Below are 22,662 nucleotides of genomic sequence, written 5' to 3'. Positions count from 1 at the left end.
TTTTATTTACCTGAATTTTATGAAAATCAAGTATTTACTAAGCATAATTGCTATAGTAGCAATTACTAAAGATAGTTTTGCACAATACTCACAGGATGCCATCAGGTTTTCAACCTTTCAAACCGGGTCAACCTCACGTATCAAAGCTATTGGCAACGCCGGCACAGCCGTAGGCGGCGATTTAAGCTCAGTTAGCGGCAATCCTGCCGGCTTAGGCTTTTTTACACACTCGGAGGTTAGTATTACCCCTGAGTATGATAACTCCAAAATAAGCTCCAGCTTTTTTGGGCAGGCAGGAAGCGCCAACCGTAATGATGTGAATATGAGCAACGCTGCCATCGTATTTTATCAGCAGCTAACTACCCGTGGGCGCGACAAAAGCAAAGGCTGGCTAAGTATCAATTATGGCGCGGGCTACAGCCGTACCAATAACTTTTATGAAAACGTTGCTTACGGCGGTACAAACCAAACCAGTTCTATTTCTGATTACTATGCCGGTATTGCCAAGCGCGAAGTATCTCAATATGGCAGCGTCAACCCCAATGGGCTCGACGGTTGGGCATATGATCATGTCCTGATCGATAATTTCGGCCCGGCATCAGACCCGAACTCGTATTCAAGCACGGTGAATGTTCCGGTAAGGCAATTGGCGGGGATTACCCGTACCGGCGGCCAGTCGGAGTTTAACCTTTCGTTCGGTGCCAATTACAGCAATAAGCTTTACTTAGGTTTGGGACTGGCTATTACCGATATCAGGTATAATTCGCACGCCAGGTTTACCGAAAATGGCAACGCCATTATAACCAATGGCGGCAACCCTACCGACTTTTCATCCACTTTTGCGCAAGACCAAAGCACCAAAGGCTCGGGCTTCAACGCCAAATTGGGTATTATTTATAAACCTATACAGGCCTTACGACTGGGCTTTGTGTTTACCTCGCCTACGTTTTATAATATTGATGATTCATATGCCGAAGGGCTTGCCACACAATACACAGGTGGTAAGAGTTATCAAAACGTATCCGAACCATATCAGCTAAGCTACAATCTGCGTACGCCGTTAAAATTGGCAGGTGGCGCGTCTGTTTTCATAGGCAAATATGGTTTCATAAGCGGCGATGTTGAATATATCGATTATACCACTACCCATTTAAGTACTAATGACAGCTACACGGCCGATGGCGACAACAGCGATATCAAATCACTTTACCGTTCAACAGTGAACCTTCATGTGGGCGCCGAAGTAAACGTGAACAGCCTCGTTTATCTGCGCGGCGGTTACAGCCAGCAAGGTAACCCGATGAAAGACCTTGGCAGCGATATTAAAACAGTTAGCGGCGGCATAGGCTTTCATTTTGGTGCTTATTTTGTTGACGCTACTTACGCCAGGGTAACCGGCAAGCAAACCATTTTCCCTTATGAGGTAGGTGCAACCAGTCCTTTTGCCGATTTGAAAAAAACTAACAACAATGCATTCCTTACTTTAGGGTACCGCTTTTAACCGTTGATTTATTTGATTACGCTGATTGCGTTGATCTGTTCAACCTGGCTTTCTGTTATGGAAAGCCAGGCTGTTTCATTTAACGCTCATTGTTGTGCCTTTGTTGATGTTGTCGCCAACAATGCCGAGAAAGTCAAAATGTGCTATTATCAGCGAAATCAGCGTAATCAAATAAATCAGTGGTCAAAATCAACGTAATCAAAAATATCAACGGTCAAATTAAGTAACTTGCCATTCATAATTTAAATTGACCATGAATAAAAATCTACTTAAAAGCACCGGTTTGTTAGTGCTATTGACTGGTATCTGCATTAATGCCCGGGCGCAGCAATCAGCCGAAACAAAAGCATGGGTAGCCAAATCAAATGAGTATACCAAAATTATCATCGATCTGGATAAAAAATACTCGCCCGAATACGGATCATCGCAAGGCCTGGCCGAGTATGACAGCGACATCGCTGTACCAACCCTCCAAAACATCATGGCCGAACGCAAGGATGAAGAGGCCGTTGTCGCTAAACTTACCGAAGCCCTTAAGACTGAAAAAAATACTTTTATTCAACAGGATATCAATATCATTATAACCCACCTCAAACTGGGTTTTCGCCAGCAGGACTTTGAGCTGAGCCGCCAGGTCCCTTTTTTAAATGCGTCCTCAACCATTTACAGCGGACTGGAAACACTGCTTGACGATCAAACCCCCGAAGCCCGTCGCCAGGCAGCGGTAATGCGTATCCGTAAATATGCAGGACTGGAAAAAGGTTATAAACCATTGACAACCATTTACAGGGAACGCCTGCAGCACCAGATGGGCGGCAAAAACATGATCTATCCGTCAAAACAACGCATGGAAACCGATCTGTCACGCAATGCGAGTATCGTGAGCGGCATTGCCGAGCTTTGTACCAAATACAAGGTGACCGGATGGGAACAACCCTATGCAACCCTGAAAAAACAACTGGAAGATTATGACAAATGGGTAAAAGCAAATGTACTGGTAAAAGCCCGTACAGACTTCAGGCTCCCACCCGAAGAGTATGCTATGAACCTCGAAGCTTATGGTATAGATATTCCTCCTGCGAAAGTAGCTGAAATGGCACATGCCCTGTTCAACCAGATCCAGGACGAGATGAAACCTATTGCCGGGCAGATAGCCAAAAAACGTGGCCTGCCATCAGATGACTATCGGGCTGTAATTCGTGAACTTAAAAAAGAACAGATCCACGGAGATTCTATTATTCCGCTGTACGAGCAGCATTTAAAAGATATTGAAGGCATCATTCGCGATCATCAACTGGTAACGCTGCCAAACCGCCCGGCTATTATCCGTTTAGCTACAGCCGCCGAAACCGCGCAGAGCCCCGCCCCGCATATGGTGCCACCGCCGTTCCTGAACAATACCGGCCAGCGCGGTGTTTTTGTGCTGCCATTAAACATGCCCGCATCACCCGGCGAAAAAGCTACAGACAAGTACGATGACTTTACTTTTGATGCCGCCTCGTGGACCATCATAGCCCACGAAGCAAGACCCGGCCACGAATTACAGTTTGATAAAATGGTAGAAGAAGGGGTATCACAGGCACGCGCCCTGTACGCATTTAACTCAACTAATGTGGAAGGCTGGGGCTTATATTCCGAATATATTACCCGCCCTTACATGCCTTTAGAAGGACAGTTGGTATCGTTAGATTATCGCTTGCTCAGGGCCGCGCGCGCCTTCCTTGATCCTGAATTGCAGGCTGGTAAGATAACCCAGCAGCAGGCGCTTGATGTATTGATGAACGATGTAGTGCAATCGCGTGCCTTTGCCCGCCAGGAAGTTGAGCGTTATACCATTAACGCTCCCGGCCAGGCCAATAGCTATTTTTATGGTTTTACCAAAATGATTGCCCTGCGCAAGGATACCGAGGCTGCATTAGGCAACAAATTCAACGCTTTGCATTTTCATGATTTCATCCTGTCGCAAGGGATCCTGCCGCCGGCATTGATCCGCGAGGCGGTGATGAATGATTTTGTGCCGAAAGAGAAGGCGTTGTAAGATTTTCTATAAAACGCAAAAAGCGGGATATTTTAAAATTATCCCGCTTTATTGGTTATTTACAATGTTGCGATAGAGCAGGGTGGGCAAGCGGGCCAAAATAATGCAGCCCGTGATTCTGCCCGATTTGCAGGGCCGTCGCTTAATAACAAAAGAACACAAGGGCGATGACGGTATCGATATGTATACCTTATTCCGTAAACACCCTATAATTAACATCCATTACGCTCCGGCTTTGCAGCTTTGATTTTAGCAGCTCAAGCAGCGTGGCCCATTCCGGTGCCGAAAGTTCATGATCGGCCGGGGTTATATAAATATCGGTTGTTTTAATAAAACCTTCTTTGGGGTTGGCTGAGATACTTACTCCTTTGCTTACCCGGATGTTTTTGATTTTTGTTCCAAGCTCATATCTGCAGAAACTTGTTAGATCGGCAAGGGTAACTATGCGGTCTTTAGTGGTGAGGCCGTATTTATAGGCCTGGATCCGCTCGGAAGCCCCAAGGCTGTTCCGGCCGCCGGTGGTCGTGGTAAGGAGCCTTAAACTATCCGGCTTAAGTTTAATGGTTTCCGCCTGTTGCAGCTTTGACCCTTTGCGGATATTGTTGGCATTATCGGCAAGTGTTGTCCAAAAACTGAGGTATAACATGGCCGCTTTGTTTGCCGGTTTTAGTACCAGGTAATTTACCAGTTCATGATTATCTTTTGAACTTTTTGACTTTTTTTCGATAACGGAAATATTTTGCTCCAGTGTTTTTAGGGCCGTTGTTAAAAAGTCGCTTCCGTATGCGGCAAAGGCCGCTTTTTCGTCGCGAAGCAGCTCAAACAGGTATTCGATAGTTTGCCTAGCGTTACGTGCATCAAAACGCTCGGCGCCGCCATTCCTGATGGAGTAACTGCCCTCATAATTAATACCGGCCTGGCTATACGGGATCTCGTTATACCGGACGTTATTGTCGTCATGCAGCTCATGGATCGATAAAAAATGATCATAAGCGCCTGGTTTTATAGGGATGATATCGCTGATCTCCTTGATCCTGAATTTTTGTTGGTGAAGCCGCCTGCTCATTACCGGGAAACAGTTTAAATGTAACTGTAATTCATCAATGGCATTTGCCGGGATTGCTGCCGGGAATACGATCTTGAACCACAGGCAGGGCTTAAGTGCTTTCAAATCCTGTTCATTAAAAAACGACAGCAACTCAACCGGATAGTTTGCTTTGAAGGTGGTAATATTGCTTAGCCGCTCATCGGTGAGCGAAATAAAATGATTGTTGTAATAGGTCCTGACGTCGCGGGTTATAAGGTTAATGATATGCTGATCATAAAAAACAGGTTTCTGATCGTCGGCTTGCTCATCAGCGTAAATGAGGCCCGGTTCAGTATCAAGCTGTGAACCATCCAGGTAAAATTTAGTTACCTGTAGCAGGCTGTAAAAGTCTGTATTGCTGATGTAAACAGGCCAGTCGAAATAGATTCCTGCATTTTTAAAAGTATTCAATGCTACTGCTGTTTCAATGCCTATCCAAAGGGTGTTAGGTTCCCCAAAAGCACCAGTTCGGACGTTTAGCAATGTATTCTTCTGCCCATTTTCAATATGTTCCTGCAGCCTGCCCCCGTTGAAGCTGTATTTTATTTCTGCATTAAATACAGCGTTGGCACCTGCCGGTGTAAAGTAAATGTCCAGTTGTTCCGGGCTGGTTTTGCCAACCTCTGCTGCCAATTGTTTCCGGAAATAAAAATGATTGCCGATGTTCAATATTTCTGAAGCCTCGATGGGTTTACCTTTTAATATGGCATGGGCGGGGAGCGGGGCCGTTAAATAGTCGGAAGCCAGGATCCTGGATATTTTGTTCAGGATGCGATGCTCCAGGTTTTTAACATCGTTGTTTAAGTTGAACAACTCGGTGCTCAGGGCTTCAATCAAAAGCTTTACTAGCGGATCAACATCATTTACGTTTTGAACGCCCCAAAACTCGGTAGCGTTCTTCAGCATGCGGTTCCTGATCTCTTCTTTTGAATTATAAAATATAGCGCTCATAGGTTTATGCTGATAGCGGGCTTAGGAATAAAGCAGTTTTGAACAAATATGTTTCGCCGGTTTTGTTCAGTTTGCCTTTAATGGTTATATCTACTTTCTTTTTTATCTCGCTAACGTTGCGCAAGGGGTAAAATTTATTGATCTCGGTAATGTTCACGCCGATATCAATATCATAGATCCTGTTTTCAAATTTGCTGATAGAACGCAACAACGATTGCCTTAGCTTTTCTTCCCAAATAGTCTCACTCATAATGAGTTCAAAATCCATATCCCAGATCTCGCAGCCAAATTCGGGGTTGTAGCGCTGTTCACCAAAACGGGTAAAAATAATGAGTTCGATGTATTGCGATATGGACGCGCCAAGGTCTTGTTTATCAAGGTCCTGGCCATTATTGATATGGCTAAAGCGGATCGGTTTTGAATAAAGCGGGTTTAGCATAAATGATATTATTGGATTTCGCTTATGTTAAATTTTAACTTTTTATAAACATTTATTTTCAAAAATAGTTGTAGATATGTTTTATTGGTTACAAATAGTTGATAAAGTATTGATTTTTTGATAATTATTACACTATTGGTTAATTAATAGATATGAGTTAAATATTATAAATGCAGCTTTTTTAGCTGTAAATAAACCGAACCGATACTATAATATTAGATGAAACCTGTAAACAATAGCGACCTAAACCGGGCTTATCGCAAATTCATGATGTATCTTATTACATTACTGGGTTTTGCCATCATTATCGTTTACTTCTTTTTTGCAACCTCGGGCCGTGAGCTTGAATTATTAAATGACCGCGTTAAAAAAACAGATCAGCTGATAGCGCTCCGTACCGATATCAATAGCAGCTTTGAATTGATCCTGCTGCGCATGCAGCAACTCTCGCAGTATGCAAAAATGAATTCGCAGGAGCTTAATAACCAAACGGTACTGCTCAATGATATCCAGGAGAGCAATCAGCATATCCGTGAGCGGCTGCAAAGTAACCCTTACCCGCTTAAAAGTTTTGAACTGTATAAAAAGCTTAGCAACGATATTGAAACCATTGCCAGCATCAAAGATTCGCTTTTTACCACACGTTTCCAGATCGAAAGCCTTCGCTCACAGTTAGAGTCATGCAGCCGGGTAAATAAATCGGCTATTAACCAGTTAAACCATCACTATCCGCATTAATAAGCCATATGTTAAAATTTAGTTTAAAAGAACGGAGAGAAAAATTCCTGTTTTTCATGGGGATGTTTTTAGTGACGTCGGTGATATTGTGCGTGGCTATATTTTATAATTATGGCAACGAAGGGTTAGTATCAAAAAACGAGTTTGCTAAAAAAGTAAACGAAGAAGAGCAGTTTGAAAGCCTTGTTACCGAAGCGTTACCAACCGTTGATACCACGTATCATAAAATAGTAAAGTTTAACCCCAACGTGCAGGCCGTTTTTTTGGAGAATGATATCAGCGGTTCAATAGGTGCCATAAAGTCATATTACAACCGCCGCCCATATGATGCGCGGTATAAATGCTTTATCCATGCTTCAAAACTGTTGCAGGCACTTTTTTATGATAAGCGCGAACTAACGGGCAATTATAACGATATCAGGAACATAAAAGGATCGGTTGATGATTGCCACATTGCACAGCGGCAATTGCAGCAAAACATGAGCATGGCCCGGTAAGCATCATCATACATCTACCATATATAACCTAAGCAAAATGAAAAACGATTACAACGACGGGAGGCCCGTCGATACTAACCGGAACACCTACACCTTTCTATACATTTTTACTGGTGTAGTTGTTATTGCCGGTATCATTTTCCTGCTGCGGAGTTCATTGTTTGAAAAGAGAGTGATCAACGCCCGCATCCTGAAGGATGAGATAGCCCTGAACGAACACCTGGTTTACTCGGATAATACGGCCAATGCAAAAAACTGGCTTTGGGAGTTTGGCAATGGCGATAAATCAACTCAGCAAAACGGGAGCTACCGCTTTAAAAAAACAGGCGACTATATTATACGGCTTACCGTTGACGGCAATTTGACGCAGCAATTCCCGGTTAGCGTAAAAGATAGTACCCCAACCATAGCTGCCGATACCCTGATTACAATTAACGGCCCCACACAGGGGATTGTAAATGAACAGGTAAGGCTTGAGGCGCAGGGTAATGCCCGGATTTTTGAATGGTCGTTTGGAGAAACTGGCCGGGTGGATGTTAAAGGACCAACTGCACTCTACACCTTTCATAACCCCGGTACCTATTTTATCAAACTGAGCACGGATAAAAGCAGGCGCCCGGTCTATCACCGCATGCATATTACCAATCCCGATTCAACATTTGCCAACCAGATCGTAAACCCTGGTGAAAGTGAGCGCCGTGTAATCGATGATATCAGGGCACACCTGCAGGCCATAGCCAACGGCGGTGATTTTAACCGTCATTATTATTACCTGGTTAGGAGGTATTTCTGCGGAGATGAGAAAGTTACCGTAAACCTTGAAGATAATGGCGAGAGCAAACGGACTGATTTTTACTCTTACTGTATGCGGTTAACTTTTGGAGGTGGCATCAGTGTTGACGAAGCACAGGTTACCCTAAAGCCAAAATCAAACTGCTCAAGTATGCTTTCGGTAAGGCAGCATGCAACCACTGCCGCTCCCGAAAAGAGGCCCAGATAATCCATTTTAAAACCTATTTGCATCAACCAACATGAAAAATATATTAAGCTCCGTTTTTTTAACCTGTATAGTAATTGCGTCCCGGGCACAATCGCCGGTATCACTTGGCAAAACGGTGGTAACGCTACCCAAAGCTTTTGAAAAACCTGATGAGCGTACCAGCATTTACAATACCGACGACCGTACTTCTCTGCCATGGATCGTATTTTCGGACAGGGCCGAAAATTATACATATACCTCGCCGGGCGGAACGCTGGTAATGAAAAAAATAAGTTTCATGGAGCCTTTTTATGTAAGTGAACAAAAAAACGGGTTTATAAAACTAATTAAGTACCAGGCCGGCATGGTACAAGGTAAAAAGCTTACCAATAAAAAAGGCTCGCAAAGTTACGGATGGATCAGCATTTCAAAGGTGTTGCCCTGGCAGTCGGCTTTTACCAGCACAAATGGTTATCCCGAAAAATATATCACCATTATAAGTGGTGCCGGTCCGCTCACTATGCCCGATTATTATTATGACAAAACTGATTCGGCATACATTTTTGCCGGGCCCGATCAAAGCCAGAAAAAAACCAAAGTAGCACTGCACAACGTGGTTTATGTATACAAAAAATCTGACGACGGGAAAAAAGTATTGGTAGGGTCCGATCCGCAGTTGATTGCCGATAATGCAGCGGGCAGTGTTTATGGCTGGATAGCCGCCGACGCCGTTCATAGCTGGGGCGATAGGCTGTATATCGGGTCGGCAAGGGAAAACCAGCCATTGATCAATGATTCTATTGCAAGGTATATCAACAGTTCCCTGAAAACCAATAATAGCAAGGGAGGTATGGGCTATTTTGCTTTTGACCCCTTACTGGCCGATAATGCCCCCTTGTTATTGAGCATGCCTGTAAGCTCATCTGCTTCGGGTAATCTTAGCCTCGGCTTCGCAACCGATGTTTATGATAAAAGCCATAACAGTGTGCTCAATATCAAAGGCGGGCATTTAGCATATAAGGATTATCTCAAGATCCGCAACAATGTTCACCACGTTAACATTGTGTTTGTGGTTGATGGCGGTAGCCCTATGCGCAATTATTTTTCGGGTATTACCAGCACTATTCAATCATTTGAAGATATTTTTGATGCGCATGCCAGGGGTAACCAGGTTAGATATGGGGCTGTAGTTTACCGTAACGCGTCCGGTTGTCAAACCGGGGGCATCCAGTCAACCCCGCTCAGTGCCGATTATCGCAACCTGGTAAAATACCTCGAATCGCAGTCAACAGTAACAGGTAACTGTGCCCCGGTGATAAGTTCCCAACCTGTTTTTGACGGTATCCGCACGGGGTTAAGCCTGTTTGGCAATCATCCGGACGAAACCAACCTGGTCATCCTGATTGGTGCCACCGGTGCTTTAGATCGTAATTCGGTAGGGGTTAATACGGTGGCCAGTCAGATAGCGGCCGCCAACGCCCGCTTGTTAGCTATCCAGGTATTTAGCGATTACAACCCTATCTACAATGATTTTGTGATCCAGGCAAGACAAATTGTATCACAATCTGCGGTAAAGCTGGCCGATTATAAAAAACAGCGCATGGTGAATGGAGAAGGCCTTACCAACGTGCAGCAATTCAATACATCACTGTCCGATTCGGTTTCTTTCTACCTCGATTATCCCAAAAAGAGCCTGATCCAGGGCGCTGTGGTATTTCCGCCCAAGAGAGTAGTAAAATCAAACCAGGCCATGAGTTTGGCAGTTGAACGCCTGATGCGCGAAACAGATTATGATATCCGTAACCAGATCCATACGCTCGACAGCGCATTCAGGCTTACCGGGCGCGAAAACCGTTATGTACAGCCGCTGGTTATGCAGCAGCAGGGGCAGCCATCAACCGATTTGGGAAACAATATGCCGCATAACGCTTTCAAATATTACCTCAGCGCCGAAGCACCAAGAAACCTGGTAAATGAAAGCAAGGGACAGCTGCAATACCTGCTGATATTGAACGAGCAGGATTATAAGCAGCTGACAGATCTGCTGTCGCTCATGATAGGCGAAAACCTGCAGCGGGACGCGTCCGATTACCGCTCAAAATTGGTTGATAACTACGTTGATATCGCTGCCAAGCATTTAGGACTTAACTTATCTGGCGGTGATATTAAAGACATGACCCTGGCCGATTATTTTCTGCGGGTTACCAGTTTGCCCTTACCCGGCAAAAAAGATTTCTATAATAAAAAGGTGAATGATCTTAAACACAACGATGATATGCCGCAGGCGCAGTTTGAGGCATATATCCACTATTTGATCCATAGCAGTGATGTTATTAAACAGGCTGCTATTACCAACCAACACTTTACGTCAAACGGCAAAACCTATTATTATATAACCCAGGCTAACCTGCAATAGCATATGAATATAGTTAATTTAAGCGAGTCGGTGAAAACGGCGGTGCGGGTAGCGCAGTCATTAGCCAAAGAATATCACCATAAGGAATTCGGTCCGGCGCACCTTTTAAAAGGCTTGATGCACCAGGAAGTGGGGTTGAAGAACCTGCTTCAAACCATCGGGAAGGACACGGCTTACATAAGCGATTGGGCCGAAGTGCGCATTGAAGATTATTCGGCCGCGTTAACCGTGCCCGACGAAATGTTAGGTAACAGCCAGGTAAAACAGGTATTTGAAGAAGCCGATAATGTGCGCATAAAATTAGGCCAGGATTTGATTACGCCCGTTTGTGTATTGATTGCGTTAATAAAGCCTAATGTGGGTTTTGATGCTAACCAGCTAAAATCTTTCCCGGTAAAAGAACGTGAGTTGCTGGATATTTATTTGAGTAATGAGGATGTTAACCATGCGGTAAATCCCTCTGCGCAGGCCACAAACGGCAGCGATGTACCCAAACAAACAACAGCATTACTCAAATACTGTGTAGACCGCACAAGCCTGGCCAAACAGGGTAAGGTAGATCCTATCATAGGCCGGGAGCGCGAAACACGGATGGTGATGGAGATCCTGAGCCGGCGCACCAAGCCCAATGTAATGATCACCGGCGACGCGGGCGTTGGCAAAACAGCCCTGGTTGACGGGTTCGCGCTTAGCATTGTAAACGGACAGGTACCGGCGTCGCTTAAAAATGTACAGCTTTTTGAACTTGATCTGGGTTCATTGATCGCAGGGGCATCTTACAAAGGAGAAATTGAAGACCGGTTAAAAAACATCCTGCGCGAGATAAAGCAGTTTGAAAAAGCTATTCTGTTTATTGATGAGATCCATACACTGCTTGATAATAAAGGGCCGATAGGCGGCGGTGTTGGCAACCTGCTGAAACCGGAACTTGCCCGCGGCGAAATAACGGTGATTGGTGCCACTACCATCGACGAATACCGCAAAGTGATTGAGCCCGAACAGGCATTTAGCCGCCGGTTTGAGGTGCTGCAGGTAAATGAGCCCGATACGCCTACAGCTATTAAAATGCTTAAAAAACTGGTGCCTCAATATGAGGAGCACCACAACTTAAAGATAGATGATAATACAGCCGAAGAGTGCGTTAGACTGGCGCAGCGGTATATGAAAGACCGTCGCCTGCCCGACTCTGCTTTCGATCTGCTCGACCGTACCATGGCTGCTATCCGTTTAATGAACGATACCACCGATACAGCCCTTTCCGAACTCCGCACCGAACTGGACGAATTGAAAGCTCAGGATGATGCAGGCGATTTGATCGGAGCCTACAAATGGCTTTACACCTTGTATTGCAATAAAATAAGCGCGGTGTTGTTAGGCCAGCTGGAGGATGAAACCCAGGTTGATACTTTTGAAACGCCCGATGAATACATCGCTTACTTTGAACGCAATTTGAGCCGGCTTGAAGAATTGGCTCAAAATAAAACCGAGGTGGTGAATAAACATGATATTGCCGCTATTATCTCCTATAAAACAGGCATCCCCTTAGGCAAGATCCAGGCACAAGAGAAAGAAAGGCTTTTGGGCATGGAAGGCTTCCTGAAAAAACGGGTTGTTGGGCAGGACCAAGCGTTGAAAGCCGTATCTGATGCCATACTCGAATCGCGGAGCGGACTGAACAAAAAAGGGCAGCCCATCGGCTCATTCTTTTTGCTTGGCCCAACAGGCACCGGTAAAACGGAGCTGGCCAAATCAATAGCCGAGTTTTTATTTAATGACGAAAAAGCGATGATCCGCTTTGATATGTCGGAGTTTAAGGAGGAGCATTCGGCCGCATTGCTGTATGGCGCGCCGCCGGGCTATGTGGGGTATGAAGAGGGCGGCTTGCTCGTAAACAAAATAAGGCAGCAACCTTACTCGGTTGTACTGTTTGATGAAATTGAAAAGGCACACCCATCGGTATTTGATATCTTTTTACAGATCCTGGATGAAGGGCATATGCACGACAGGCTGGGCAAGCAAGGCGATTTTTCAAACGCGCTGGTGCTATTTACCTCGAACATTGGCAGCGAGTGGGTATCTGAGCAAATTAGCCGGGGGCATATGCCTACATCAAACCAATTGATGGAAGTGATGGCCAATAAGTTCAGGCCGGAGTTTTTGGCGCGGTTATCAGAGATAGTACCCTTTGCACCTATACATGAAGAAAATGTAGTACGCATCTTTGAGATCCAGCTCAAAAGCCTTACGCAGGCGCTCGATAAAATGGGCATCACCATGCAGTTAAGTGCCGAAGCCCAAAATATGCTGGCCTTAAGCGGTTTTACACCCAAATATGGCGCCCGGCAGCTATCGGCGGTGATCCGTAACCAGTTGCGCAGGCCAATATCACGGTATATTATTTCGGGCGAGCTGAAAAAAGGAAATACTATCGCCATAGATAAAAAAAGTAATGATACTGAATTATTGTGGAGCATTAGTTAAGTAATTTAACTGAAATACATACTGTTGAAAACAATTTTATAGTTATTGCATTATAACATAAACACTTTCATACTTATCATTTATTAAATAAAGCTATGTTTAATTACGAAATAGGGGGAAACGAAACAAAAGTTGATTCCTCAGAAGCATTTGGTGAGATAGCTCCCAATAAAACTTTGTTTATTCAAAAATTAACTGATAATGAGCCGCTGAGACCGGAGAAGGTTGAAGGACTTAAAAATGTTGAAGAGGTTTTTGCTCATTACAAGCCAAAAGTAAGTGTTGAGCTTGAAAGAGAAAACGGATCAAATGTTACCGAAACCCTGTACTTTAATAATCTTGGCGATTTTGCTCCAAAAAACCTGGTACAACAAAGCAAATACCTGCATAAGCTTAATATTCAGCGCGAGATGTACCTCAATATCATGAAGCAGCTGAAAACCAACAAAACGCTGAAGTCAACCCTCGATAATGCCGAAACCAAACAGGCCTTTATTGAGGCGTTAAAAAATATAGTAACCGAGCTTGACCAATAATTAGCTAATCCTAAACATTTAACAACACGATCATGGCAACACCAAACGAGCAGATCCTGAATGAAAATTCAACAGACCAGGCTCTTAAAATAAAAGAAAGAAGTGGCGCGGCATCCTTATCAACCAGTTTAGATAAACTATCAAAAGTTGGTGGTTTTGATTTGCTGGAAGCTACTATTGATGGCCTTCAAAACCTGAACCCCGAACGCAAAGCCCGTAAACAGATCTTTTTAACTGATGATGAGAAGAAAGGGGAGCGCGAAGAGCTTAAGCTGAAGCTTAATCAATGGATAGAAGCTTTGGAAAGCGGCGAATCGGTTAGCGATACTATTCAGAAAAGCGCCGAAAAACTGCAAAGCGTTGAAGAAAACCTGAACAAAAATTTACTCAATGTATTGGAAAGCACCCGCGAGCTGGAACAGGCTTACCGCACAGTGCATTTGTTTTATAAAAACACCGAACAGGATAAGCTGAAGAATGTGGTATTAATGAATGCCACGATCGATCAGTTGAAAGAGCTTGATAACCCACGCTTTATTGAATATGCTGCAAATGAACTCAAGCAAAATTATGACAGGCTGGATCTTCGTCAAAATTATTCAATCCTGGTTGTGCCCGGCTACCTTGGCTCAAACAAGGTAGTTGAACGCTGGTCAAAAATAGCCTATGATAATAAAGTAATGCTGGTGACCGATTTTGCGGATCTTGAACAACCGGATGATGTGATAGACCTGTTTACATCTGCTAATTTAACCGGCGGCGATGCCTTTAAATCAAACACCATCATGACCTGTAACTGGCTGGTAGGCCGCGGCAAAGTTGCCGAAGCGGGTGAAGAGGATGACCTGTACATCCCCGGTTCAGCAGCATTGGCGGGTAAAATGTATTATACGCTGATGTCGCAGGTTACCGCCGGTAAAAAACACGGTGCGGTTAACGAGGTGGATGGTGTACGTTTTGACCTTAAAAAGAGCGAGATCTCACACCTGGAGCGCATTGGCCTGGTACCTATGGTGAATGAGTACGGCAAGGTAATGGCATTCTCGGCCAAAACTTTGTTTAATGGCGATAATATCGGTTTGCAAACCTATTCGGTAGTGAGGGTATTTGATTATATCACCAAAGTATTATTCGACTTTTTGAACCGCCGTGCTTTTGAAAACTGGACATCAAAAACAGAGCAGGACCTGCGCTCGCAAATTGTGAAGTTTTTGGATAACATCCAGGGGCCCGACAGGCTTATCGAACGCTTTAAAATAATCAGGTTTGAACGTGATGAGCAGCAAAAGGACCGCATTCACCTTGATATCAATATCACGCCATATTTCCCGGCTAAAAGCTTTGTGGTAAAGCTTGACGGGCAAAAAGGTGAGGATGCAAGCCCAACCTGGAACAGCGAATATAAACAGCAGTAATATCGCGGTACACAACGTTGTGAAGTGGTAATGAATCCCTTTTAAAATAAGGAAGCACCTACTGGAGCGATATCGGATATGTGCAAAACAATATATTGGCTCCGTAGGTGCCTCTTGTTAGGAGGCGGGTTTTAAAAGCGATATTCAACCGTTAAACCAGCGCTGTGTGCATTTTAGGTTAATTTAACCGAAGGCCTAACTTTATTTATTGTTAAATATGGTTTATGTTTGCATTGATGAGGCAGCTATTGATCATTAATGCAGATATAGATAAAACACCAACCACAGCGGCATTGATCAATGCTTATAAAGACGGGGCCCAGGCCGCCGAAGCTGTAGTAAAAGAGATAGCCATCGCCGATCTTAAATTTAATCCCAACAAGCAATTCACGCTAAGCAATAACGAGCCCGAACCCGACCTGGTGCAAGCTGTAAACGCGATAAAATGGGCATCGCATGTGGTTATATTTTGCCCGGTTTATAAAGATTCGATCAACTCAAAAATTAAAGGTTTTTTTGATCGCGTTTTTATGCCCGACCAGGTTTTTATCAGCGGCTCGTCGGTTAATTTCAATGGCCGGTCAGGACGTGTGGTTTCTATATTGGATGAAGCTGCCTGGCAGGACTGGCAGGTTGATATGAAGCCAACCTATCTGGCAGTAAAAAAACTAACCCTCGAAAAGCGCGGCATCAAGCCTGTGCATACCAGTACCATCGGGCATCTCTATAACCTCGATAATGAGTACAGTAAAAAGTGGATTCAAAAATTATATTCTTTTGGGTTAAAACTTATTTAAATAAATATTTAATATTTTCTCAAAACAATAAATTAATTACATTGTAGTTATTAAAGTAATGCGCAAAGCATCTACTTTAAATTATTAACCTCTTAAAATTTATCATTATGGCTTTCAAAGCAAGATTAAATTTTTCGGGCAAGGACTACGATGTGCTCACTTGCTCCTATGCATTAAACCGCGATGTAGACTCAAAAGGACGCCCGTCCTCAGGTATTTACGGCGGTACTATCGATATCGAGATCGAGTCGACTGAAGACACCTCCATTATCGAATCAATGGTTAACAACCAGTACAAACCGATTGCCGGAACTTTGCTGATCAAAAAATCTGAGGAAGACGCTAAGATGAAAGAGCTGTCTTTTGAAGATGGCTACATCGTGAAGTATTCTGAAGGTATCGACATTACAGGCGCAACTCCAATGAGTTTGAAGTTTGTGATCTCGGCCCGCAAGTTGAAGCTGGGAAGCGCCGAGCACGTGAACGACTGGCCAGGTAAAAACTAAGCCCGGCCGATTTTGTTATCTGTTTGTGCCGAAGGGGCACTTAATTTATTTATCTACTTAAAACTTTATTGATCATGGCTTTCAAAGCAAGAATTAGTTTAGGATCGAAAGAATTCGACGTGCTGCAGTGCAGCTATTCATTAAACAGGGACGTTGACTCAAAAGGCCGTCCGTCATCAGGTGTATATGGTGGTACCATCCAGGTTGAGGTTGAATCAACCGAAGATACTTCGGTTATCGAATCAATGGTGAACAGTCAGTACAAACCAATCCACGGCACTATCACCTTCAAAAAATCTGAAGAAGATGCCAAAATGAAGGAGCTTAATTTTGAGGATGGTTATATCATTCAATATAACGAGGGGATATCGATTATCGGTAACAACCCAATGTCGTTAAGCTTTGTGATATCGGCGCGTAAGCTGAAAATAGGCAACGCCGAACACGAAAACGACTGGCCTAAATAATATCTCAGTACAATTGATTTGTACTGTCTTTTAAAAAGATACGGAGGAGATAGTAACATATTTTCCTCCGTGTTCTTTTTACAGGTTTTGTTTAGGTTCAGTTATAAACCTTATGAAAAGAAAGAAGAGAATAATAAACCCAGCCTTACCCACTACAAAGAAAAAGGTGAAAAAATCGTCGGTTCCAACCCCCATGGAATACGTGCAGCTTTTTAATACCTGTGTTATTAAAAAGGAAAAAATCGCTGCTGTCGATAAGATCATCGATGAAAAGGTAACCGTAAACCGCCCCCGTTACGAAAGCATTTCAAACCTGGTACGCCTTGGTACTAATGCGCCGTCGGCTGCCGGAAATAAAAATCTTTTCGCATCGGTATATACCCCTTTTTTTGATCGTTATAACACCACACCGCTATCATTAAACCCAACTGCGGCCAGTGTTAAACCCGAAAGCGTTTTGGATATCATGACCAAACCGCAGATGACAACCAACCTTTTGGGAGGTAATTTTTTTGATACCGGGAGGTTTACTCCAAACGATCCGTTTTCGTTTATGAACCTTTTTGGCGGCGGCGGAGCTATCCCCTGGTATTTTATAGCTTGTGTACATTATATGGAGTGCTCGTTCAGTTTCAAAAAACACCTGCACAACGGCGATCCGCTTACCGGTTATACGGTACAGGTGCCGGCCAATCGCCCAAAGGTGGGTCATGGCCCTCCGTTTACTTTTGAGGAGAGTGCTGTTGATGCTATTAAACTGATGAAGTATGATAAGGTAACCAATTGGAGCCTGCCGTTTATTTTGCAAAAGCTGGAGGGATATAACGGTTTCGGTTATAACAAAAAAGGCATTCATACACCTTACCTCTGGAGTTTTTCGAACCAGTATGTTAAGGGCAAATATGTCAAAGACGGTGTTTTTGATGCCGAAGCGGTATCCCAGCAAATGGGCGCGGCAGTTATCCTTAAACGCATGGAAGACAGGGCACTGATCAGCATCCCCAGAAATTAACCAATGAACAGGATTAATAAACATATGGTATTGTTACTGCTTGCTACCGGGTTGGCAGGTTCGGCCGTGGGCTGTAGTGGCAACCCTAAAGCCCCGGTTGCTGATACTGTCAAAACCATAGCTAAGTCGGCCTCCCGAACTGTACATAAATCGGCCCTTACCGACGAGCAGTTGTTCCGAGCCTGCCTGAAACAGTTTAAAGCCGCTGCCCTGCAAAAAAACAAAAAACAACTGGCCGCCATGTTTTACTTCCCGCTGCAAACAGCACCCCAATGGTCGAACGAAGATTTACGATCTGCTAAGATTAACCCTGCTGAAGGGCTGGTTAGCGGAGCAGAATATCCACAGTATGAGCCTGCTATATTGAATGCTGACGCGCTTCGTCTTATACCCAAAAGCACAGAAGACGATCTGTCGGAAATTGACGCCGCTACCGACGAAAACTATTATAAAGTTATTGCAAAAGTTACAGATAAAGGCAGTAAGCTTTACGAGTTGCAGCAACAATATGAGCAAAAAAATGGGAGGGAAACATCGTACGGGTTTGTTTTTGGCAAAGTTAACGGGCAATATAAAATTATAAGTTACTACAGCCCATGGCCTGTTAAAGGTTAATGGATTTTATAGCCGAATTATGGAAAAGAAACTAAAAGTAGATATCAATATTGAAGGTACCCAGATCACCCATTTCTCTACCTTTAACCTTGACCAGCGTTTTAATGAGCACCATACTTTTCAGCTCAGGTTTAACCATGATATGGTTGAAGAGTACAACGCTGTTACGCTCGAAAACTCAAAGGACTTTATTGGTAAAAACATTACCGTGCAATTTGGCACAGCCGATAGCGGCGAAAATAAATTTAGCGGTATTGTTACCAAGGTAGAGCTTTCGCAAAGCCATGGGTTTCATGGCGATATCCTGGTGAGCGGCTTTAGTCCGACCATCCTGATTGACCGGGGTCCAGACCTCGGCTCGTACCTTAACAAAAGCCTGAGCAGCATTATTCAGTTAGCTACGCAGGATGCACCTGCAAATGATCTGAACCTCAATATCAAGCCAACCAATACTTCGCCTATTGATTATATCATTCAATATCGTGAAAGCGACTTTGAGTTTATCAACCGTCTTTCGGCCGAGTATTACGAATGGTTTTATTACGATGGTGCTAAACTGAATTTTGGCAAGCCCGATAAACTGGAGGAGGTTGCTCTTATTTACGGGCGTGATCTGCACAGCCTGCAATATGCAATGCAGATAGCGCCTTTAAAGCATAATAAATTTGCTTACAACCCCAGGCAGGATGAACTGCTTTCGTCAGAGCCGCAAGGCTCTTCGGGCAGCACGCCGGACCTTTCGCATGCCATCAGCGCGTCAAACAAAGTTTTCAGCAAAGTTTATAATGAACCATTGGCTGTTAGGGTAAATAACAAAAAAGAAATAGATGATTATGTTAATAACCAGCAAAAAGCGCTGATATCCGAATTGGTTACCATTGTAGGCAATGGCGACAACCCCATGGTGGGCCTGGGCAAAATACTCAATGTAAGCATGAGTGTAAGGGGCACAGGTGCTTTTGAATTGCAGGATTTTGGCAAGTTCCTGGTTACGGCGGTTTATCACCAGATCGACGGTGTTGGCCATTACCAAAATACGTTTGAAGGCGTTACTGCCGATACAGAGCGTATCCCGGTTGCTGAAGCCGAAAAGCCAAACCCGGATATGCAGCTGGCCGATGTTACCGACAATGCCGACCCGGATGGGCATGGCCGCGTTAAAGTAAAATTTAAATGGCAATGTACCGCGAATGATGTTACCGAGTGGCTCAGGGTAGTTTCTCCTGATGCAGGCAGCTCGGATAAAGTAAGCAAGAACCGTGGGTTTGTTTTTATACCCGAAGTTGGCGACCAGGTGCTGGTAGCATTTGAGGAGGGTAATATTGCCCGCCCGGTTATTATTGGCAGCATGTTTAGTGGTAAAACAGGCACAGGCGGCAGTCAAACCAATAAAACCAAAGCGCTTACTACCCGAAGCGGCAACACCGTGATACTGGACGATAGCAATGGCAGCATTAACGTTAAAGATCCCAGCGGTAACGTGGTAACCCTTAATGGCGACGGTACGGTAACCATTTATGCGCCAAACACCTTAACGCTGGTATCAAAAGATATTAACATTAATGCGGGCAATAGCATTAACATAACATCGTCGCCGGCTAAAGAAGGCGGGGGTGACGGTGTTATCAATGTTACAGCTAAAAAATCGATAGCGGTAGCGGCGCAGGATGAAGGTATTACTACAAATGCGAAAAAAGATATTGCCTTTACCAGCGAAACCGAAAGCATCAAACTCTCCGCATCGGCCAAAGACATCACTTTTGATGCTGTGGCCGGCAAACTTTCATCAAGCAGCAAATCGGCCGAGATCAGCTCGACCGACAAAATGCATCTCAACGGCGGCAGTCTTGCGCATATTATAGCAGGCGATGTTGAAATTAACCAATCATGATCATGAATATATTACCGGTAAATACAGCTCAAAGTTCATGGTACCAGCTTAGCTCATCCAACCGTACCATAATTGGCACAAAAGTACTTGAGTTTGTGCAGGACAGGTGGATTGAAATAAAACTCATTAGCCATGACGATAAGCAACGGGTTTATGAATATACCCTGCTTGATCAAAATATGGATGGTTCGGCGCTGATACATGAATGGGCAGCAGATATGGAATGGTTCCAGTCGCCGGTACAGATCATAACAGATCTGGAAGGGAAATTTATCGGCATCAATAATTTTAATAGTATCGCTAATTGCTGGCAGCAGGGCTTCCGGTCAAAAATTGCCAAAAAATATCGTCAGCAGGATGGTATCGATGTAATGCTGTCCGAAACAGACAAATTGCTGCAGGATCCTAAACGCTTTCTGCAATCATTTGTGGGGTACAGCCATTACCGGTGCTTTTTTCAACCGTTTTACAGGGAATGGCAAGCCAATGAAAGCTCTTCCCTGATACTGAAAGGTTTTTTCGGCACAATTGACCTGCCGCTCGTCATCTACAGTTTTACCCAGCAACAAGGCAACACCGTAACCATAACTAACGAAGCCGAGGTTGACGAAGAAAGGTTTGAAAGACCTGTTTTAGTGAGAATGCTAAAAGACCTTACAAACACTTATAACCTAAAGGTTGACCTGCAGACCGAGATGGAAGAGATTTACAAATTTGAAAACAACATACTACAGGAGGCCGATTTGTTTTTGCAATTACATGTGCCCTCATTTTATACCGTTGTAACGGCACATCAATGCAGGCGGATTGAACAGCATGAGCTTCCGAAGGAACGCGTTGATAAGAATGAGTTAAGCAACAGTGTACTGCATGTATAAGGCTGAAGGCTTAGTACTAACAAAAAGTAATATCCGATGTCAAAAAAATATATTCCAAACAATAGCTGCCTTAAGTGCGATAAAGGGTCGGCTCCTGTGCGGTTAAAGGTAACGCATCATAACAACACGAAAATTTATGGTGAGTTCCTGGCCAGTGAGGCCGATATGGTACCGGGTGAAAATATTTTGCCTATGGGCAGGTGTTCGGTAACGGGTGGCAGCTGCAAATTTGACCCAATTTACTGGGACAAGACCAATAAAGGTGTTAAGGTTAACGGCTACAAATTATTATTTGAAGATGCGAACCTGTTGTGCAAACAAGGCGGCAAAATAAGTGTTGACTTTAATGCGCCAAGCGGTATGAGCACAGCCGGGGCGCTTGTTACGGGTGCCGGTGCCGGAACGTTCAACTATGGTTCGTACACCAACACCCTTGATATATTGCAGCGCGGTACCATTTATGATGTTGAAAACGGCAAGATAAGCCTGGTACGGAGCAACAGCGAAAGTGATTACCGCAGGCACGGTAATTACGGGGAGATGAAGGACAACGTTTATCATCGGCAGGAAGGTTTTCGCGACGTAAGAAGCGAGCATCCTGTAATTGATATTGATAAACCTACGGCTTCGGGCATTGACGGGGCTTATGCCAAAGATAATGGGTATAAAATTACAGACGGTAAATACAATACAGCATCAATACAAAATACGACAACCGGCCGCGAGTTAAGTGAGCGATGGACGCGAAATCACATCGACAATAACGGGGCTATAAACCCGGCAGACGAAGCAGGGGTTAGACTGGCAAATACAGATGGCAGCCTGAACCGCGAGGTGATCAGGGTTAAGCCCGACGGAACCATGCAGTCAGAAACTATAAACTCCAACGGTTTTAAAGCTACCCGCGGGCAAAGTGAGGCCCTGGAAATAAAAACCAGCAGGGCAGGCAATTTTATGAATGGTGTAAGGTCGTCCATGCTCAATTCAAAACCTCTTACAGCCTTGTCCGAATCTAATTTTTCGCAGGCGGTACGTAATAGCAGAATTGCCACTGGCGCAAATGACGGCCTGTTTAAGGCAAGCCAGGCAATTGCACGTTCTCCGGCTTTAAGTGTGGCTGGCAAAGTTGCCGGCCGGGGGCTTATAGTTGTTGGTATCGCCCTTGATGCAGTAAGTATCTATTCGGCGTATGAAGAAGAGGGCGGTTTTGGCAAAAAAACAAAAGAAGCGGTAGGCGGTGCTGCCGGTGGCCTTGCCGGCGGTATAGCCGGCGCCGAAATAGGTGCAATGATAGGTACTGCTATATGCCCCGGGGTTGGTACGGTGGTTGGTGGTATTGTTGGCGGGGTTATCGGAGGCCTGGCCGGAAGCGGCATTGGTAAATCAATTGCAGGATGGTTCTCATAAATTTAAACAGC

The 22,662-nt window shown here is 44.3% G+C and carries 19 protein-coding genes; 17 read left to right on the top strand and 2 right to left on the bottom strand.

Annotation, left to right across the window (positions count from 1 at the left end; all coding sequences use genetic code 11):
* The first annotated feature begins 19 nt into the window (after positions 1-19).
* Together ACEN82_RS18430 and ACEN82_RS18425 are read left to right on the top strand one after the other, a co-directional pair.
* A complete protein-coding gene (locus tag ACEN82_RS18430) occupies positions 20-1,501 on the top strand; it encodes an OmpP1/FadL family transporter (RefSeq protein ID WP_413321637.1) in 1,482 nt (493 codons plus the stop codon).
* A gap of 253 nt (positions 1,502-1,754) precedes the next feature.
* Positions 1,755-3,539 carry a DUF885 domain-containing protein gene (locus ACEN82_RS18425; protein ID WP_413321636.1) on the top strand — a complete coding sequence of 595 codons (1,785 nt, stop codon included), beginning with the start codon at positions 1,755-1,757 and terminating at the stop codon, positions 3,537-3,539.
* A 190-nt stretch (positions 3,540-3,729) separates the two neighbouring features.
* On the opposite strand, the gene ACEN82_RS18420 is transcribed toward ACEN82_RS18425, so the two are convergent.
* Together ACEN82_RS18420 and ACEN82_RS18415 are read right to left on the bottom strand one after the other, a co-directional pair.
* Positions 3,730-5,577: a type VI secretion system baseplate subunit TssF gene (locus tag ACEN82_RS18420; protein WP_495643993.1), complete on the bottom strand. Its 1,848-nt coding sequence runs from the start codon at positions 5,575-5,577 to the stop codon at positions 3,730-3,732.
* Positions 5,578-5,581: 4 nt separating this feature from the next.
* On the bottom strand, positions 5,582-6,016 hold the full coding sequence (locus ACEN82_RS18415) for a GPW/gp25 family protein (protein WP_413322613.1): 435 nt from the start codon (positions 6,014-6,016) through the stop codon (positions 5,582-5,584).
* 219 nt (positions 6,017-6,235) lie between these two features.
* Between ACEN82_RS18415 and ACEN82_RS18410 the strand changes: the two genes are divergently transcribed.
* The 15 genes from ACEN82_RS18410 (at position 6,236) to ACEN82_RS18340 (ending at position 22,651) form a co-directional block, all read left to right on the top strand.
* Positions 6,236-6,754, top strand: coding sequence for a hypothetical protein (locus tag ACEN82_RS18410; protein ID WP_413322612.1), 519 nt, complete (start codon positions 6,236-6,238; stop codon positions 6,752-6,754).
* An 8-nt stretch (positions 6,755-6,762) separates the two neighbouring features.
* Positions 6,763-7,251, top strand: coding sequence for a type VI secretion system transmembrane protein TssO (locus ACEN82_RS18405; protein ID WP_413322611.1), 489 nt, complete (start codon positions 6,763-6,765; stop codon positions 7,249-7,251).
* A 37-nt stretch (positions 7,252-7,288) separates the two neighbouring features.
* Positions 7,289-8,251 carry a PKD domain-containing protein gene (locus ACEN82_RS18400; RefSeq protein WP_413322610.1) on the top strand — a complete coding sequence of 321 codons (963 nt, stop codon included), beginning with the start codon at positions 7,289-7,291 and terminating at the stop codon, positions 8,249-8,251.
* Between the two features lie 31 nt (positions 8,252-8,282).
* Complete coding sequence (gene tssR / locus ACEN82_RS18395) at positions 8,283-10,646, top strand: type VI secretion system protein TssR domain-containing protein (RefSeq protein WP_413322609.1); 2,364 nt, start codon at positions 8,283-8,285, stop codon at positions 10,644-10,646.
* Positions 10,647-10,649: 3 nt separating this feature from the next.
* The gene (locus tag ACEN82_RS18390) at positions 10,650-13,127 is read left to right on the top strand and encodes an ATP-dependent Clp protease ATP-binding subunit (RefSeq protein ID WP_413322608.1); all 2,478 of its coding nucleotides are present in this window, start codon (positions 10,650-10,652) and stop codon (positions 13,125-13,127) included.
* A gap of 95 nt (positions 13,128-13,222) precedes the next feature.
* On the top strand, positions 13,223-13,663 hold the full coding sequence (locus tag ACEN82_RS18385; protein ID WP_091172377.1) for a type VI secretion system contractile sheath small subunit: 441 nt from the start codon (positions 13,223-13,225) through the stop codon (positions 13,661-13,663).
* A gap of 32 nt (positions 13,664-13,695) precedes the next feature.
* Positions 13,696-15,078 carry a DUF5458 family protein gene (locus ACEN82_RS18380; RefSeq protein ID WP_129568533.1) on the top strand — a complete coding sequence of 461 codons (1,383 nt, stop codon included), beginning with the start codon at positions 13,696-13,698 and terminating at the stop codon, positions 15,076-15,078.
* Between the two features lie 224 nt (positions 15,079-15,302).
* Positions 15,303-15,875 (top strand): NAD(P)H-dependent oxidoreductase, encoded by a 573-nt coding sequence (locus ACEN82_RS18375; protein ID WP_090531690.1) that lies wholly within the window; start codon positions 15,303-15,305, stop codon positions 15,873-15,875.
* A gap of 107 nt (positions 15,876-15,982) precedes the next feature.
* Positions 15,983-16,381, top strand: coding sequence for a type VI secretion system tube protein TssD (gene tssD / locus ACEN82_RS18370; RefSeq protein ID WP_090531688.1), 399 nt, complete (start codon positions 15,983-15,985; stop codon positions 16,379-16,381).
* 74 nt (positions 16,382-16,455) lie between these two features.
* Positions 16,456-16,848 (top strand): type VI secretion system tube protein TssD, encoded by a 393-nt coding sequence (tssD, locus tag ACEN82_RS18365; RefSeq protein ID WP_090531686.1) that lies wholly within the window; start codon positions 16,456-16,458, stop codon positions 16,846-16,848.
* 112 nt (positions 16,849-16,960) lie between these two features.
* On the top strand, positions 16,961-17,860 hold the full coding sequence (locus ACEN82_RS18360) for a hypothetical protein (RefSeq protein WP_413322607.1): 900 nt from the start codon (positions 16,961-16,963) through the stop codon (positions 17,858-17,860).
* Between the two features lie 3 nt (positions 17,861-17,863).
* Entirely contained in the window at positions 17,864-18,475 is a 612-nt protein-coding gene (locus tag ACEN82_RS18355; protein ID WP_413322606.1) for a hypothetical protein, read from the top strand.
* 19 nt (positions 18,476-18,494) lie between these two features.
* Entirely contained in the window at positions 18,495-20,366 is a 1,872-nt protein-coding gene (locus ACEN82_RS18350) for a type VI secretion system Vgr family protein (RefSeq protein ID WP_413322605.1), read from the top strand.
* 2 nt (positions 20,367-20,368) lie between these two features.
* Entirely contained in the window at positions 20,369-21,244 is an 876-nt protein-coding gene (locus ACEN82_RS18345; protein ID WP_413322604.1) for a hypothetical protein, read from the top strand.
* 36 nt (positions 21,245-21,280) lie between these two features.
* Positions 21,281-22,651, top strand: coding sequence for a PAAR-like protein (locus ACEN82_RS18340; protein WP_090531678.1), 1,371 nt, complete (start codon positions 21,281-21,283; stop codon positions 22,649-22,651).
* Positions 22,652-22,662 lie beyond the last annotated feature (11 nt).

It is taken from the genome of Mucilaginibacter sp. Mucisp73 (genome assembly GCF_059491465.1).
The sequence above is the reverse complement of the archived record's forward strand: the minus strand, read 5'-3'. Positions and strand labels throughout refer to the sequence as shown.

What these genes read in the sequence shown, in the direction of transcription:
- ACEN82_RS18360 (WP_413322607.1), top strand. Translation starts at nt 16,961, where the DNA reads ATGAAAAGAAAGAAGAGAATAATAAACCCAGCCTTACCCACTACAAAG.
- ACEN82_RS18340 (WP_090531678.1), top strand. Translation starts at nt 21,281, where the DNA reads ATGTCAAAAAAATATATTCCAAACAATAGCTGCCTTAAGTGCGATAAA.
- ACEN82_RS18390 (WP_413322608.1), top strand. Translation starts at nt 10,650, where the DNA reads ATGAATATAGTTAATTTAAGCGAGTCGGTGAAAACGGCGGTGCGGGTA.
- tssD (WP_090531686.1), top strand. Translation starts at nt 16,456, where the DNA reads ATGGCTTTCAAAGCAAGAATTAGTTTAGGATCGAAAGAATTCGACGTG.
- ACEN82_RS18430 (WP_413321637.1), top strand. Translation starts at nt 20, where the DNA reads ATGAAAATCAAGTATTTACTAAGCATAATTGCTATAGTAGCAATTACT.
- ACEN82_RS18345 (WP_413322604.1), top strand. Translation starts at nt 20,369, where the DNA reads ATGAATATATTACCGGTAAATACAGCTCAAAGTTCATGGTACCAGCTT.
- tssR (WP_413322609.1), top strand. Translation starts at nt 8,283, where the DNA reads ATGAAAAATATATTAAGCTCCGTTTTTTTAACCTGTATAGTAATTGCG.
- ACEN82_RS18385 (WP_091172377.1), top strand. Translation starts at nt 13,223, where the DNA reads ATGTTTAATTACGAAATAGGGGGAAACGAAACAAAAGTTGATTCCTCA.
- ACEN82_RS18350 (WP_413322605.1), top strand. Translation starts at nt 18,495, where the DNA reads ATGGAAAAGAAACTAAAAGTAGATATCAATATTGAAGGTACCCAGATC.
- ACEN82_RS18425 (WP_413321636.1), top strand. Translation starts at nt 1,755, where the DNA reads ATGAATAAAAATCTACTTAAAAGCACCGGTTTGTTAGTGCTATTGACT.
- ACEN82_RS18355 (WP_413322606.1), top strand. Translation starts at nt 17,864, where the DNA reads ATGAACAGGATTAATAAACATATGGTATTGTTACTGCTTGCTACCGGG.
- ACEN82_RS18415 (WP_413322613.1), bottom strand. Translation starts at nt 6,016, where the DNA reads ATGCTAAACCCGCTTTATTCAAAACCGATCCGCTTTAGCCATATCAAT.
- ACEN82_RS18410 (WP_413322612.1), top strand. Translation starts at nt 6,236, where the DNA reads ATGAAACCTGTAAACAATAGCGACCTAAACCGGGCTTATCGCAAATTC.
- ACEN82_RS18400 (WP_413322610.1), top strand. Translation starts at nt 7,289, where the DNA reads ATGAAAAACGATTACAACGACGGGAGGCCCGTCGATACTAACCGGAAC.
- ACEN82_RS18420 (WP_495643993.1), bottom strand. Translation starts at nt 5,577, where the DNA reads ATGAGCGCTATATTTTATAATTCAAAAGAAGAGATCAGGAACCGCATG.
- ACEN82_RS18375 (WP_090531690.1), top strand. Translation starts at nt 15,303, where the DNA reads ATGTTTGCATTGATGAGGCAGCTATTGATCATTAATGCAGATATAGAT.
- ACEN82_RS18380 (WP_129568533.1), top strand. Translation starts at nt 13,696, where the DNA reads ATGGCAACACCAAACGAGCAGATCCTGAATGAAAATTCAACAGACCAG.
- ACEN82_RS18405 (WP_413322611.1), top strand. Translation starts at nt 6,763, where the DNA reads ATGTTAAAATTTAGTTTAAAAGAACGGAGAGAAAAATTCCTGTTTTTC.
- tssD (WP_090531688.1), top strand. Translation starts at nt 15,983, where the DNA reads ATGGCTTTCAAAGCAAGATTAAATTTTTCGGGCAAGGACTACGATGTG.